Here is a 15,882-nt window from a genome sequence, read left to right on the forward strand (position 1 = left end):
AACAGTTCAAAATTAACGTTTATTTGTCTACTTTTAAACTGTCCTGTTTTTGGGGAAGCTTACATTAAGAAGCAAGTAAAAAGAATGCTGACTCAAAAAGGAAAAACAGAAAGAGCAGCAAAGATTATAAAAGAAAATGAAGGTGCAGACCCAAAATTCAAAGACTCAAAAGTGAAGATTATTGAGAATGACTTTGAAATCGAAACTTATCATTCGGAATTTGACAAGTTATGGAAGCAGTTAGAAGAAAAAGATTGGGCATATGACTGCATACAAGCTATCGTTCACGTTGGTATTTATAAAAACGATTGGAGATTATTTGGTCAAGTGACAATGAAAGATTTGTGTAAACCATTCCCTTTTTATGACCTCATATCAAGTCGTGGTATGCTAATCTCTGAACCAATTTTTATGAAACCCTTTACTGAGAAACAGATATTAGATATTATTTTGGGGCGAGTGAAAATATACATAGGTGTTGATTATGAGAAGTTTATTGAATTTGCAAACTTTCTCGACATAAAAGCATCTTGGTCAACTTCAAAAGAACTTCATAAATACCTAGACAATAAGTCTTATAACCCTAAAGAAATATTTTCTTTTGAAAATAAGGGAATTAAAGTTGAAATTCTTGGACAACAAATGTTCCTCGGAGGAGGCTTTTTTATGAAAATTATATTTGACCAAATATTACCTTCAACAATGTTGCTAAAATACCAATATCAGTTGACAAAAGGGATTGAATATAAGAAAGATGAATAAAACCCAGCAGCTAACATTTTGTATAAGTAATGGCAGGCAAAGTACTAAATATCAAGGCTTGTAGCCCGCTCAAACTGCGTAGCGGTTTGACAGGAAACTACCACGCAATCTGCCACTACTCATACAATTTACCGTTAGGCACAAGCTTAAAAAAAGAACAGAGAAAGTGAATTTACCGCAATCAGAAAGAGAAAAAAGAAGAAACGCCAACGCACAAAGCATAAGTTTTCCAGCCCTTCCCACAATCATCCCTTCGCTGTCAAACACATGCTTTTTTGCCGACGCACACTTTCGTGCAAATTGACAGATAGGAACTAAAAAGAAATAGTATTTTAGTAAACTAATTTTAAACCTCAGAGAAAACCAAAATATGAGCTTGTTTCAAAAATCGGTTGAAAAGAAATATTTAAACGACCTCGACACTGCGGTAATCGACAAAAAATACGCTGATTTTTTAAAACATTTTGGTAATCCTGAAATTCAGGAAAACATACGAAATTCAAAAGAAGAACAATACCAGGGAGAATTTCTAATTGATTTATTTGTAAATATTTTGGGGTACACGAAAAACCCAACTCCAAATTTCAACCTGACAACTGAATTAAAAAATATTTCCAACAGCAAAAAAGCTGACGGCGCAATTTTGAAAGGTGACGATGCAACTGCGGTAATCGAATTAAAAGGAACCGGCACCACCGACCTCGATAAAATTGAAACGCAGGCGTTCGGCTACAAAAACCACCATCCAAAATGCAAATATGTAATTACCTCAAATTTTGAGAAACTCAGGTTTTACATTCAAAATGCAGTTGACCACGTTGATTTTGATTTGTTCAACCTGACACGGGAACAGTTTTCGTTACTGTGGCTGTGTCTGGCAAAAGACAATTTATTAAACGATTTACCTTTAAAAATCAAGGAATCATCGGTTTTACAGGAAGAAAATATTACAAAAAAATTGTATGCCGACTATTCAAAATTCCGGGAAGCGATTTACACCAACCTTGTAAAAAACAATCCTGAAACAGATAAACTTCTGCTTTTCAAAAAAACCCAAAAACTGTTGGACCGTTTTCTGTTTATCTTTTTTGCCGAAGACAGGTTGTTGCTTCCGCCAAATTCAATCAGCGAAATTGTTAAACAGTGGGCTGACTTAAAAGAAAAATACGACGAATATTTTCCGTTGTACTCCCGTTTTAAAAAGTATTTCGGTTACATGAACACCGGTTACAACGGAAAGAAATACGACATTTACGCTTACAACGGCGGACTTTTTAAACCTGATGAAGTTCTGGACAATATTACGATTGACGATGATATTTTATACGAACACACGCTGCGGTTGAGCAATTACGATTTTGAAACCGATGTGGATGTAAACATTCTCGGGCATATTTTCGAACACTCGCTGGGCGAAATTGAAAATGTGCAAGCCGAAATTAAAGGCGAAAAAATTGACAGCCAGAAAACCAAACGCAAAAAAGACGGCATTTTTTACACGCCAAAGTACATTACCAAATACATTGTTGAAAATACGGTCGGAAAACTCTGCAATGAAAAAAGGACAGAACTTGGAATTGTTGACGAAGAATATGCCAAAGGCAGAAAAAACCGGAAAAAGGAAATTGTACGAACGCTCGACAAAAAACTGGACGATTACCGGAACTGGCTTTTAACATTAACGATTCTCGACCCCGCATGTGGTTCGGGGGCGTTTTTAAACCAGGCACTGGAATTCCTGATAAACGAACACCGGAAAATTGACGAGTTGCGTGGGCAACTTTTAGGCGGCGCAATTATCTTCTCCGACATTACCACCGACATTCTGGAGAAAAACATTTACGGCGTTGACCTGAACGAAGAATCGGTTGAAATTGCCAAACTCTCGCTGTGGCTGCGAACCGCACAAAAAGGACGGAAACTAAATACACTCAGCAACAACATAAAATGCGGAAATTCGCTGATTGACGACCCCGAGATTGCCGGAGAAAAAGCATTTAACTGGCAAAACGAGTTTCCTGATATTTTTAAAAATGGCGGTTTTGATGTGGTGATTGGAAATCCACCTTATGTTTTTGCACGAGAAAAAATATCAGAAAATGAAAAAGAACATTATTCAAAAAATTATAATTCAGCAGACTATCAAGTAAACACATATTTACTATTCATTGAAAAGACTGTTGAAATAATAAAACCTAAAGCAATTTTTGGACTGATTGTTCCAAACGCTTGGTTAATGGTATATTCAGGACAAGGTTTAAGAAAGTATTTATTAGAACATTGTAAACTTAATCAGATTATTAACCTTGAAGGTTATTCATTCGAAGGAGTGAATGTAGAAACAATTATAATCTTGTCTCAAAAGGAAAGAATTGAAAACAATGATTTTCAAGTTTTACTAAATAAAGGGAAAGAATTTGTTTATAGTCATAGTAGAAATCAACAGGATTTTACAAAGAATACAGGTTCCGAGTTTAAAGTATTCTTGGATGATGAAAGTATATCATTAACTAGGAAATTGATTTCTGGTTCTGTTGACCTAGATTCTATTGTTCAAATTAAAGCCGGGTTGCAAGCGTATGAAAAAGGAAAGGGCAATCCAAAACAATCAGCGGAGGATGTTAAAAATAGACCTTATGATTACAATTGTAAATTTGATGAAAGCACTTATAAATATCTTGATGGGAAAGATGTAGGCAGATACTTTATAGAATGGTCTGGACTTTATTTGAAATATGGTGAACACTTGGCAGCACCTAGGACTTTTAACTTATTTTCTGATAAAAAAATAATCGTAAGAGAGATTACAGGAAATTACCCTCAATGCATTATCTCAACTTTTTCGGAAGATTTATATCTGTATAATAGAAGCAATATCGCAATTATTGAACGTGAAGGGAAAAATATCAATTTAAAATATATTGTTGCAGTTCTGAATAGTACATTGATGTCTTACTACTTCATGAAAAATACTGCCAAATCAGTTCGAAAAATGTTTCCCAAAGTAATTCTGAAAGATTTACGATTATTTCCTTTTAAAGAAATAGATGAAAATTTACAAATCCCTTTCATTACCAATGTTGAAAAAATACAATATTTACATAAAGAGTTTTTTGATATTCGAAAAAGTTTTATCGACTTATTAAAATCAAAAATTGATTTAGAAAAGTTCACCAATAAACTTCTTATTTGGTATGAGCAGGATTTCAAAACATTTTTAGGAGAATTAACCAAAGCCAAAATAAAACTCAACCTTTCGGAAGAAGCTGAATGGATGCAATATTTCAACGAGCAAAAAGAAAAAGCCCAAACCATCAAATCCGAAATTGAAAAAACCGATAAAGAAATTGACCGGATGGTATTTGAGTTGTATGGTTTAACGGAGGAGGAAATTAAGATAGTCGAAAACAGTTAAAACAATATTTGTCATGGCAGAAATAAATAAAGAATTAGAGGAAAAGATAAAACTTCTGATTAAACAAGGCAAACCAATTGAGGCAGTTTCTTTGGTTCAGCAAGAATTACAATTGGGCTTAAGAAATTCGAAAGAAATTGTTGATAAATATCGAAACGAGAAAAAATGAACGATTCAGAAATATTACTTTATCAAACCGAAGACGGGCAAACCAAAATTGATGTCAGGTTGGAAGATGAAACGGTTTGGCTTTCACAAGTTCAAATGGCAGAACTCTTCCAGACTACAAAACAAAATATCAGTCTGCATATAAAAAACGTTTTCGATGAAGGCGAATTGCGGGAAATTTCAACTGTCAAGGATTACTTGACAGTTCAAACCGAAGGCAAACGCGAGGTTCAGCGCAATTTAAAGATTTACAACCTCGATGTAATTATTTCGGTTGGTTACCGTGTAAAGTCGCACCGTGGTACTCAATTTCGCATTTGGGCAACTACACAACTTCGCGAATATTTGATAAAAGGTTTTGTGTTGAACGATGAGCGTTTAAAAGAAACAGGACACACCAACAAATATTTTGATGAACTGCTGGAAAGAATACGGGACATTCGCAGTTCTGAGAAAATTTTCTATGCAAAAATCAAAGACATTTATACAACTGCAATTGATTACGACGCAAATACTGAAGAAAGCCAGTTGTTTTTCAAATCGGTGCAAAACAAAATGCACTGGGCAATTCATGGTCACACTGCATCGGAAATAATCTACAAACGGGTAGATTCTAAAAAACAAAACATGGGGTTAACAACCTGGAAAAATGCGCCTCTTGGAAATATTAGGAAAACCGATGTTTCGATTGCAAAAAATTATCTGAATGAAGATGAATTAAAAGACCTGAATTTAATCGTTGACCAATATCTTTCGTTTGCTGAATTACAAGCGCGGAACAGAAAACCAATGTACATGAAAGATTGGATAAGCAAACTCCATGATTTTATGACTTTGAACGACAAAGAAATATTGGAACATGCAGGGACAATTTCGGCAAAAATGGCAAAAGAACTGGCGGAATCGGAATATGAGAAATTCCGCAAAAACAGGATTGACATTGAAGATGTGCAGGAAATGAAACAGTTGGAAGAAGGATTAAAAAAACTGGAAAACAAAAAGAAAAAAAAGTAACATGGTGCCAACACTCACCATCCCTTCGCTTTCAGGCACATTGGCAAAACGCACAAAGCCGACGCTAAGATCAAATTTTGCCAAAGAGCCTTCCAGCCCTTCCCGCTCCGACGCAGACACAAAACAAATATTGCGGTAAAATTGAAAATAACGAATACAAAACATGATAAAAGCCAGTGCCTAACACGCGGTATAGTTAATAAGGGGTTCAGTGGTTTTCGGGGCGCAGTAACCCGCTCCAAAATTAGCTGTAATTTGACAGGTAAAAAGCTCGCAATCCCTTACTAACCATACCGCCACCGTTAGCACCAATTTAAAAACCTGAAACAGTGGACATAATCAATATTTTAGCGATAAATAATTGGGAAAAAGCTTCTCTAGAAGATTTGTCTGCTTCATTAAAGGAGAAGAACAAATCTTTAATTACATATAGTTGGAGAAATTTCAATAAAGAATTGTCTCCATTAAGCTTATATAAGCTTTTAAAGGCAAAATTCGGAGTTGCAAACGGAATTTGTATGTTCTCAAAATCTGAGACAACTGAAAATCTAATACATTGGCATTATACATTTATTGTTGAGAAAAATGAAATCCATTTTCTCGGGAAAAGTAGTGGAATTGAAATCTTACTTAAATTACTGCCAGACATCAAATTTGAAAAAAATGACTGGACTATATTAATAGACAATATAAAATCAAGCTATTCTCAGAATGGGGAAAGCATGAAAAGGATTCAGTCAGATTTTGAAAAGTATACACTTTTTATTAATCCATTTTCACGATTAAAAGACACTTTAACAAGTCAGGTAGAGGAGTTAAAAATTTTAGACATAAAAGAGATTCAACGAATTGATGCATTTAATGCGTCTGACAAGGAAAGAGAAGAATATTACAAATCATTTTGTAAGCTTCCCCAAAAACAGGACAGTTTAAAAGTAGACAAATAAACGTTAATTTTGAACTGTTAAAAGATGAAGAAGAAAAGATTTACACCACAGCAAATCTCCTCCATTTTGAAGGAGTACGAGAACGGCAAAAGCGTAGAAGAAATTGTTCGAGACCATGGCGTTAGCCGAGCCTCCTTTTATAAATGGCGTCAACGTTTTGGTGGCATGGAAGCCTCTGAGTTAAAAAAGCTCAAGGCACTTGAAGAGGAGAACCGCAAGTTAAAAATGATGTATGCTGAACAAGCCCTGGATTTAAAACTTGCCAAACAGATTATCGAAAAAAAGCTTTAAAGCCTTGTGAAAAACGAGAGATTGCAAAAGAAGTTTGCAAAGTTCCAAAAGTAGGCATCCGCAGGGCGTGCCGTGTACTAAACATCAGTCGTTCGGTTTATTATTATGAATCGATAAAAGATGATGCTGAGATAATTGAAGCACTTACCATAAAAGCGAAAGAGCACCCAACCGAAGGTTTTTGGAAAACCTATGGCCGATTACGCCTGGAAGGTCATGACTGGAACCACAAGCGGGTATATCGGGTTTATTGCATGATGAAGCTAAACATGCGAAGGAAAGTAAAGAAAAGGCTCCCTGCCAGAGTTAAGCTTCCTTTGGTAATTCCTGAAACCATCAATCATTGCTGGTCGATTGATTTTATGCACGATGCACTTGAAAACGGGCGGAAGATAAAGAGTTTTAATATCATGGACGATTTTAACCGAGAAGCACTTCATGTTGAACTTGACCATTCGATTCGAAGTAATAAAGTAGTTTATGTTTTGAACCACTTAATAAAGCGTAGAGGCAAACCAATGAAAATAAGGATGGATAATGGTCCTGAGTTTATTGCAGAACTTTTAAAAGAATGGAGTGAACTTCAAGGAATAGAACTTTTATATATTCAGCCAGGAAAGCCAACGCAGAATGCTTTTGTGGAACGACTAAACGGAACATACCGCAGAGCGGTACTGGATGCTTACCTGTTCCAATCGCTGGATGAAGCCAGAGATGAAACAGATAAATGGATATTTGATTACAACTATAAAAGGCCGCATGATTCACTGGGGGGAATGACTCCCATAGATTATGCCAATAAAATGAAAAACCAAAAGCTAAAAAGCAAAGAAAATGTGATTCATGAACCTGTCAAGGGTATATAAACGACTTCGCTCACTCAGTCGCCCTTGACAGAACCAAAAATCACACTGAAAAGGCTTTTAGAATTTGGTTATAAAAAAGAAAATAATCTATTTTTAGATAGTCCTAAAAAGGGGAAGCTTACATTAATAACCATAAAGAGTTCAAAAATGAGTATAAAAAAAGTGCAGAAGATGTACACTCAACAATAATTACTTATGAAAATTGAAAAAACACTTCTAATTTCTTGTGCGATTTTATGCTTCCTTCTGATAACGAGTTGTAATAAAATCCAACGCCCAAAAAAACCCAATGTTCTGCTAATTTGTCTGGATGACCTTCGCCCCGAATTAAAAAGCTTTGGTGCAGCATATATTAGCTCACCAAACATCGACGCTTTGGCAACAGAGGGAATTTCATTTCAGAAACATTTTGTGAATGCACCGAGTTGCGGGCCATCGCGCTATACTTTACTAACAGGACAATACGGCCCGGCGGGTAATAATGCACTTTTTCTTCGGGCAAATAAAATAGAAGAAGGAACTGAAGAAATAAATCAAAGTATGCCGGAGTGGTTTAGAACACATGGCTATACTACGGTCTCGATTGGAAAAGTATCTCATCATCCCGGAGGAAGAGGTGGCAGTGATTGGAATGATAGCACAATAATTGAGATGCCAAGTGCCTGGGATAAACATCTTATGCCAGTTGCAGAATGGGAGCATCCGCGCGGAATGATGCACGGACTGGCGAATGGAGAGATTCGAATAAAATCCGCCGATATGGATGTTTTTCAGTCTGTAGAGGGCGATGACAATAGCTATCCGGACGGAGCGATTACAGATGAAGCATTGAAACAATTAAGAGCGCTTGCTACACTTCAGGAAAATCCATTTTTTCTTGCCGTTGGAATTATAAAACCACACTTGCCTTTTGGAGCACCAAAGTCGTATTATAACACCTACGAGGGAGTTGACCTTCCACGAATAGAGCACCCACAAAAACCAGAAGGAAAAACGACCTGGCATGGTTCAGGTGAATTTATGAAATACAACCGCTGGGGAAAAGACCCAAATAGTAATGCGGATTTTGCTGATGAAGTGCGCCGCCATTATGCAGCTTGTGTGAGTTATGCAGATGCACAAGTGGGAAAAGTTCTTGCCGAACTAAAACGTACCGGAGCCGATAAAAACACCATTATTGTGCTCTGGGGCGACCATGGCTGGCACCTGGGAGAACATGCCATTTGGGGAAAGCATAGTTTGTTCGAGGAGTCCTTACATTCTCCATTGATAATTCGTTATCCCGGAATGAAAAGTAAAGGCGCTACTACCGATGCCATTGTGGAGACACTCGATATTTTTCCAACATTATGTGATTTAACAGGAATTGAAATGCCTGAATTTGCGCAGGGCGTATCGCTAAAGGAAATAGCAGAATATCCAAATACGAGGGGTCACACAGCTGTAGCCTACAAAAATAATGCTTCGACGATAAGAACCGCAACACATCGAATGACACTTCATCAGGATGGTTTTGTTGAATTGTATGATCATACAAGTGCAGAAAATGAAACCAAAAATGTAGCGAATAAACACCCGGAGTTAGTGAAGGAGTTAAAGAATGCTTTAAGAGCTAAAATGAAGTAATGTACCTTGAGTTTGCCATCAAAATATTTTCACAGAAAGTCATGAATGCATAAGACCGGAGAATACTTTTGAACGTATAGATTATACAGAAAATTAACCGGCATATTATCTGTTGTTTAACTTCTTAATAATCAACCCCGACACAATTTTAAATTCGATAATGAATTATTTAGTTTTGCAGACAAAAAGCAATGATCTGCGAACTGGTAACAAAGGATATTGAAGAACTTCAAACAACAAACATATTACCGCAAACCACTTTTTGGGGGCGAATAAAAAGGAATCAGGGTTTTATTCCAAAAGGTTTTGAGCTCAACATTTCAAGAGACTTATTGGTTACTACGGCAAACTCGTTGGAAAAAAAAGGTGAAGATCTGTTGGTGCTGATTAAGTATGTAAATGCCAACAGTTGTTTTGCGTATGTTCCTTATGGCCCGAAATTGGAACCTACTTTTGAAAATCAGGGTTTGCTTTTAGAACAGTTATCCGAATCGATAAAACCACATCTTCCATCGAACTGTATTTTTATTCGTTACGATTTAACCTGGGAAAATCAGTGGGCGGTTGAGGAAGATTATTTCGATGAGCAGGGAAACTGGGTAGGTCCACCACCCGACCAAACCCAGGAATACCGGATAAATTTTAACACCATCAACTGGAATGTAAAAAAGAGTATTGAAGACAATCTGCCCAAAAATACCTTTTTTCTCGATCTTTCTTTAAAAGAGGAGGATCTGCTTTACAATATGCGCTATAACACGCGTTATAACGTGCGAAAAGCAAACAGAGAAGGAATACGGGTGCGTGAGTATGGATTAGATCATATTGGCGATTGGTATAAATTATATCGTGACACGGCAACGCGCCACAAAATGGCAGTGCAAAGTCAGGAGTACTTTTCTTCCATTCTAAGGAATCAGGACAATAGCAAAAAGGGTGTAAGCGTAAAAATGTTAATGGCCGACATTGACGGACGTTTTCTCTCGTCGATGTTTCTGGTTTTATCGCGCAAACGCGGTACCTATTTATATGGTGCATCAACATCGTGCAAAGATAATTTAATGGCCAGCTACGCGCTGCAATGGGAATCGATTCGCGTTGCGAAAGAATGGGGTTGCACGGAATACGATATGTTTGGTTCGGCACCCAATTTAAATAAAAGTCATCCGCTGCACGGTGTGCATATTTACAAAAAAGGATTTGGCGGCGATTTGTATCACCGAATGGGATGCTGGGATTACCCATACGATCAGCAACAGTATGATATTTACCGTTTGCAGGAAGCACAGAAATAGTTGAAAAGGGAAGCGTTTGGATTGTCTATTCTTCCCACTTTTTAAACACCAAAGTTGCATTGTGTCCGCCAAAACCAAAACTGTTGGTAATAGCAACATCAACGTTTGACTGAACACTTTGCCCGGTAACAATATTTATGGTTTTCGGAATTACCGGATCAATATCGGCAGTGTTAATGGTAGGTGTAATAATACCGGTTTCGATAGCTTTTATGCACAGAATAGATTCAACCGCTCCTGCTGCTCCCAGCAAATGTCCGGTCATTGATTTTGATGAAGTGATTTTCAGGTTCTCCGGGTTTTCTCCAAATAGCCTTCGTATGGCATTAATTTCACTGATATCGCCAATTGGCGTTGATGTGGCATGTGCATTCAGGTAATCCACTTCGTCGGGTTTTATCCCTGCTTCGTTTAAAGCAAACTCCATGGCCTTTGATGCGCCCTCGCCTTCGGGATGCGATGCTGCTACATGGTAGGCATCCGATGTCATAGCTGCGCCCACAATTTCAGCGTATATTTTTGCGCCGCGCTTTTTAGCGTGGTCGTAATCTTCCAGTATCAATGTTCCGGCACCCTCTCCTAGCACAAAACCATCGCGGTTTACGTCAAATGGTCGCGATGCCTGTTCGGGATGCTCGTTATTCACTGAAAGGGCGCGCATAGAATTAAAACCACCTATTCCCATTTCAATGATTCCGGCCTCAGAACCTCCGGTTACAAAAACCTTTGCCTTACCCAATTTTATATAGGTGTAGGCATCCATAATGGCGGTGTTTGATGTGGCACAAGCCGACGATGTGGTAAAACTCATTCCTTTCAGACCATACTTTAGCGAGATCATTCCTGCTCCCATATTTATGAGCATTTTTGGTCCCAGCATCGGACTAAAACGAGGTATTCCTGTTTTGGCATAAACTTTCACCTCTTTCTCGAAATAATCCATACCTCCCTGGCCCGTTCCCCAAATCACACCAATATCGTACGGATCCATGCTTGCCAAATCAAGGCCACTATCTTTTAAGGCTTCGCCGGTGGTAACCATTCCGTACTGCGAAAACAGGTCGGAAAATTTAATATCCGACCGATCTAAATGTTCCTTTACATGAAAGTCTTTTAACTCGCAGGCAAATTTTGTTTTAAAATTGGATGTATCGAATTTGGTAATGGGTACAGCACCGCTTTTACCGCTTACTGCATTTTTCCAAAATTCGTTTATGTTATTGCCGATAGGCGTTAAAGCTCCAAGGCCGGTTATTACAACTCGTCGTTTTTCCATAATAAAAAAGCATTTCCTTTTTGCCAGGTGTGCTCAAATTGTTGCGATCTAGTTTAAGTTTTTATCACAACCCATTTGCTGTTGTTGTGATTTACAAACAAATATAAACACTTATACCGATTAGCAATTTAATTGAGGCTCAAATTCCTTTTTCGCATTACGACTTTTCAATTGGTTCTCGACATGAACCATTCGATTTTCAGCGTATTGTTTAAAGCTCACTTTGTTGGTTAAATATGAAAAAACAGCCTGGTACAAACTTCTGATTTAATCCAGTGTAATCCGGTTCAAATGCAATCCTTCGCTTTGAATGGATCGGGCATATTTAACTGCAGGTTTTCCGAAAAGCAATATATATCCCAACTCATGATCTTCCGGAATTCCAATTTGTTTTCCTAACTCAGGAGCAATAACTTTCAGCACCATTTTTATAAAACCATTCCATAAGGTTCCTATCTCACAAGCATTGGCAAGCAACTCGAAATAACTCAATGCAATGTGGCAATCGGCATCGGGTGATGCTGTAGTTTTTGGTGCCGAAGTAATTAAAACATGTGGTGCATCACGAAAAAGAACATCGATTTGTTTACTTTCCCATAAACGTTGCAAATCGTTTAAAAAGGCCATACGTTCGGGTAATTTACCTGCCGCATTTGCGTTTTTAATCGATTCATAAACTGCATTTCGCAGTTGACTTAACTCGTTCTTCGACTCGGTTACAGAGAACAAAACTCCATTTTTGTTGTGCCCCGTTGGAGCATAAGCAGCTGTTGCCAGCAATTCGTGAATGAATTCCTTTTCCAGTTCTTCGGGTTTAAACTTACGTATTGAGCGACGCGTTTTTATTAATCGTGCCAGTGCTTCCGGTTCAACAATATTCTTCTTAACAGGAATGCTGTCTTCCGGCCTTTTACCCCATATGGAAAGCGCAGCCGTTGGACAAATAGCCAGACAATGCTGGCATTTTATACATTGCGCTTCTTTACCTTCTTTTATTTCAGGATATTCGGTTTTTGGATTGATAACCAATGTTGGACAATCGGCCGCACACAAACCACATTGCGTGCAATTTTCCTTATCTATTATAAAATCTATCATTTTCGGTTTTTGTTTTTCTAAGTTGCAAAGATAGCAGTAGAGTTGAGACCAGACTCTTTAAGTTTTCGCTGCAGAACTAAAACAAAAAAGAGGTAACATTTAGCTGCCTTGCTATTCATTAGCTGCCTTAATATGAGGGTTTGGTTGACACGCCGTCCACTAATAATTATTTGATATAAAAAGATTCTTTCGCTTCATTTTATTTCGCTCAGAATGACAACTAGATAGGGAGTTAAGTAGAGGGGATATTTTGGCGGTAAAACCGCCAAAATATCCCCTCTACAAACTAACACGTTAAAACCTTTGTCATTCCGAACAAAGCGAGGAATCTCTTTCTCGTTTAGTGAACACTGCTAATTAAATAATCATTTTAACTTATTCTTTTCATGCGGGTCATGGCTTAATACTTCCACTTATTAGCCAGCTTCACCAGCGATAACATTATCGGCACTTCAACCAAAACACCCACTACTGTTACCATTGCCGCCGGAGATTCTAGCCCGAATAAAGCAATTGCAACCGCCACCGCCAGCTCGAAAAAGTTACTGGCACCAATCATTGCTGCCGGTGAACAAATGGCGTGTGGCAATTTTAATTTCCGCCCGCCAAACCAGGCAATAAAAAAGATAAAATAGGTTTGAATAACCAGCGGAATAGCAACCAGAACAATAATCAATGGATTTTGAATGATGATATTTCCTTGAAAGGCAAACAACAAAACCAGTGTTAACAATAAGGCAATTATTGAAACCGGTTTAAATTTCGTTAGAAATTCGTTCTTAAACCATGCCTCTCCTTTTCGTTTAACAAGCATTTTGTGTGTTATGTATCCTGCCAGAAGCGGAACAACCACAAACACCACAATGCTTGCAACAAGTGTGTCGTAAGGAATGGTAATATTTGTTATGCCCAACAACAATCCAACTATTGGAATAAAAGCTACCAAAATTATCAGGTCGTTAACCGAAACCTGTACCAGCGTGTAGTTTGGGTCGCCATTGGTTAAATAACTCCACACAAACACCATTGCTGTACAAGGCGCTGCGCCCAACAGAATAGCTCCTGCAATGTATTCGCCTGCCTGCTCGGGTGAAATAAAAGCAGAATATATTTTCGCGAAGAAAATCCAGGCAAAAAACGCCATTGTAAACGGCTTTATTAGCCAGTTTACAATTAAGGTCAGGATTAATCCTTTTGGGCGTTTACCAACATTCTTTATACTTGAAAAATCAACCTGAAGCATCATTGGGTAAATCATCGCCCAAATTAATAGGGCAACCGGAATATTCACTTTGAAAATTTCTAAATTACTTAGTATCTGAATGCTGTCTCCTGCAAAATGGCCAATGCCAATGCCCACTACAATACAAATTGCCACCCAAAGGCTGAGGTATTTTTCGAAAAATCCGATCTGCTTTTTGCCGTTACTCATATTTTGTGGCGTTAATAGTTATTCAAGAGTCAACCTATAACTGTGGTTTAATCTCTTCCTCGTAAAGTTTGTAAAACCGTTCTTTTATTTCATCGCGCACCCGGATAAACTCGCTCCAGATAAACTCATCGGTGCCGGTGGCATGTGATGGATCGTCGAAACCAATGTGCAAACGGTGTTTTACATTACCGAAAAAAGCCGGGCAGTTTTCGTTGGCACCACCACAAACGGTAATTACATAATCCCATTCATCGTTTAAAAATTTCTGAACCGGATCGGAAATATGCTCACTGATATCAATACCAATTTCAGCCATCGCTTTAACGGCTTTTTGGTTGAGTTTGCCAGAAGCTTCTGTTCCTCCCGAATTAACTTGAATGCGTTTATCAAACGACTGTAAAAAGCCGTGTGCCATTTGGCTTCGACAACTGTTGCCAGTGCATAAAATGAGTACTTTCATGTTTATTTGCATTTATAATTTTGAGTATCTAAATTGTTGAGAAATAGAAGAAGCGCATTTTTTAACTCCTCTACTTTTTCAGGGTTCAGGCAATAATTTGTTTTAACTCCTTCGGTATGCCCCTGAATCAATCCAATGGCTTTTAAATCGCTGATGTGCTGATTAACCGTTGTCCGTCCCAAGGGTAATTCTTCAGAAATATCGCCTGTAATGCACGATTCCGACTGTGCCAAGAATTGTAAAATTTGCAAACGTGCCGGGTGCGACAAAGCTTTAAACAACCTTGCTTGCTCTGTTAGCTTTTTATCGAATAAATCAATTTTTGATTGTACCATTGTTATTTATTTGACGCAAATATACGTCGAATATTTTCAGACGACGTATACATACATCTAAAGAAATCGTTAACTAATTTTATTGTAAAGATTAAGAGATAGCACTAAGCCTTAATTTTCTCGTACAAGCCCAACAGTTTTGTTTGGTAAATTTCTTTAATCTGTTCTTCTGCCTCGCCAATAGGTTTTACCGGAATCAAATCTTTTACCTCATCGGCCGACAGTCCTGATTTAAAGAAAATGGAGAGCGATTTTTTCAAACTTGTTTCCACTGCCTTTTTTGCTTCTTTCTCGTCTAAACCTGTAACCGCTGCAACTTTTAGCATTTCTTCCCACTGAAACCAGAAATAGGTAGGCAACATGGCAGAAACAATAGCATATCCTTCGAGTTTATTTTCTTCCACTTCGAAGTTTTTACCCAGGGCTTTAACCTGTTTCATAAAACGTTTTTTGGCTTTTTTGTCCGTTATCGGATGAAAAGCCACCGGGTTATAACCTTTGTTGATGTATGAAGTAGCGTTAGGGATCATTCGAATAATCTTTGTGGTTCCTAATGCACCGGCAATTTTTTCAATCGTTACTTTTGGTGCCAGCGAAAGCACTGTAGTATCTTCCGTAACTACATCTTTTATGGCAGCCAGCGTTTCTGTAATAACCGGTGGATGAACCGCCAAAACTACCAATTCTTGTTTCGCGACATCTTGTGCAGATTCTGCAACCTCAATCTTCGGAAATAAATTTTTAAGAGCACTCAGCGTATCGCTGTTCGGATCAAATACTTTTACGTTTTCAAAAACAACTTTTTTGTTTTGAAACGCCTGCAGAAAAATCTTTGTGATCCTTCCACCACCAATAAATCCGATGGTTTTTGTTTTCATTTTTTGAGTTTTATCGTTA

General features: G+C 37.9%; 14 protein-coding genes. 8 read left to right on the plus strand and 6 right to left on the minus strand.

Features of this window, described 5'->3' with window-relative positions; genetic code table 11:
• Positions 1–84: 84 nt before the first annotated feature.
• The 8 genes from G0Q07_RS14440 to G0Q07_RS14475 all read left to right on the plus strand — a co-directional run bounded on the left by G0Q07_RS14440 (position 85) and on the right by G0Q07_RS14475 (position 10,384).
• Complete coding sequence (locus G0Q07_RS14440; protein WP_163347358.1) at positions 85–762, plus strand: hypothetical protein; 678 nt, start codon at positions 85–87, stop codon at positions 760–762.
• A gap of 370 nt (positions 763–1,132) precedes the next feature.
• The gene (locus G0Q07_RS14445) at positions 1,133–4,177 is read left to right on the plus strand and encodes an Eco57I restriction-modification methylase domain-containing protein (RefSeq protein WP_163347368.1); all 3,045 of its coding nucleotides are present in this window, start codon (positions 1,133–1,135) and stop codon (positions 4,175–4,177) included.
• A gap of 13 nt (positions 4,178–4,190) precedes the next feature.
• Positions 4,191–4,346, plus strand: a complete 156-nt coding sequence (locus tag G0Q07_RS14450) for a hypothetical protein (RefSeq protein WP_163347371.1) — start codon at positions 4,191–4,193, stop codon at positions 4,344–4,346.
• Positions 4,343–5,359, plus strand: a complete 1,017-nt coding sequence (locus G0Q07_RS14455; RefSeq protein WP_163347373.1) for a virulence RhuM family protein — start codon at positions 4,343–4,345, stop codon at positions 5,357–5,359. Before G0Q07_RS14450 ends, G0Q07_RS14455 begins: the two co-directional genes overlap by 4 nt.
• Positions 5,360–5,688: 329 nt before the next feature.
• Entirely contained in the window at positions 5,689–6,306 is a 618-nt protein-coding gene (locus G0Q07_RS14460; RefSeq protein ID WP_163347375.1) for a hypothetical protein, read from the plus strand.
• A gap of 24 nt (positions 6,307–6,330) precedes the next feature.
• A protein-coding gene (locus tag G0Q07_RS14465) for an IS3 family transposase (protein ID WP_394366525.1) occupies positions 6,331–7,463 on the plus strand; the annotation gives its coding sequence in 2 pieces (ribosomal slippage) (positions 6,331–6,592 and positions 6,592–7,463; 1,134 coding nt in all).
• Between the two features lie 195 nt (positions 7,464–7,658).
• Complete coding sequence (locus tag G0Q07_RS14470; protein ID WP_163347378.1) at positions 7,659–9,089, plus strand: sulfatase; 1,431 nt, start codon at positions 7,659–7,661, stop codon at positions 9,087–9,089.
• Positions 9,090–9,280: 191 nt separating this feature from the next.
• A complete protein-coding gene (locus tag G0Q07_RS14475; RefSeq protein ID WP_163347386.1) occupies positions 9,281–10,384 on the plus strand; it encodes a lipid II:glycine glycyltransferase FemX in 1,104 nt (367 codons plus the stop codon).
• Positions 10,385–10,409: 25 nt separating this feature from the next.
• Here G0Q07_RS14475 and fabF read toward each other — a convergent pair whose 3' ends face one another.
• From fabF to G0Q07_RS14505, 6 genes are all read right to left on the minus strand, one after another.
• On the minus strand, positions 10,410–11,660 hold the full coding sequence (gene fabF / locus G0Q07_RS14480; RefSeq protein WP_163347395.1) for a beta-ketoacyl-ACP synthase II: 1,251 nt from the start codon (positions 11,658–11,660) through the stop codon (positions 10,410–10,412).
• 267 nt (positions 11,661–11,927) lie between these two features.
• The gene (locus G0Q07_RS14485) at positions 11,928–12,758 is read right to left on the minus strand and encodes a nitroreductase family protein (RefSeq protein ID WP_163347398.1); all 831 of its coding nucleotides are present in this window, start codon (positions 12,756–12,758) and stop codon (positions 11,928–11,930) included.
• A gap of 400 nt (positions 12,759–13,158) precedes the next feature.
• On the minus strand, positions 13,159–14,190 hold the full coding sequence (gene arsB / locus G0Q07_RS14490) for an ACR3 family arsenite efflux transporter (RefSeq protein ID WP_163347400.1): 1,032 nt from the start codon (positions 14,188–14,190) through the stop codon (positions 13,159–13,161).
• 34 nt (positions 14,191–14,224) lie between these two features.
• On the minus strand, positions 14,225–14,650 hold the full coding sequence (locus G0Q07_RS14495; RefSeq protein ID WP_163347402.1) for an arsenate reductase ArsC: 426 nt from the start codon (positions 14,648–14,650) through the stop codon (positions 14,225–14,227).
• A 2-nt stretch (positions 14,651–14,652) separates the two neighbouring features.
• Entirely contained in the window at positions 14,653–14,985 is a 333-nt protein-coding gene (locus tag G0Q07_RS14500) for an ArsR/SmtB family transcription factor (protein ID WP_163347404.1), read from the minus strand.
• A 104-nt stretch (positions 14,986–15,089) separates the two neighbouring features.
• Positions 15,090–15,863, minus strand: a complete 774-nt coding sequence (locus G0Q07_RS14505; RefSeq protein WP_163347407.1) for a pyrroline-5-carboxylate reductase family protein — start codon at positions 15,861–15,863, stop codon at positions 15,090–15,092.
• Positions 15,864–15,882: the final 19 nt, after the last annotated feature.

Source organism: Draconibacterium halophilum (genome assembly GCF_010448835.1).
GTDB lineage: Bacteria > Bacteroidota > Bacteroidia > Bacteroidales > Prolixibacteraceae > Draconibacterium > Draconibacterium halophilum.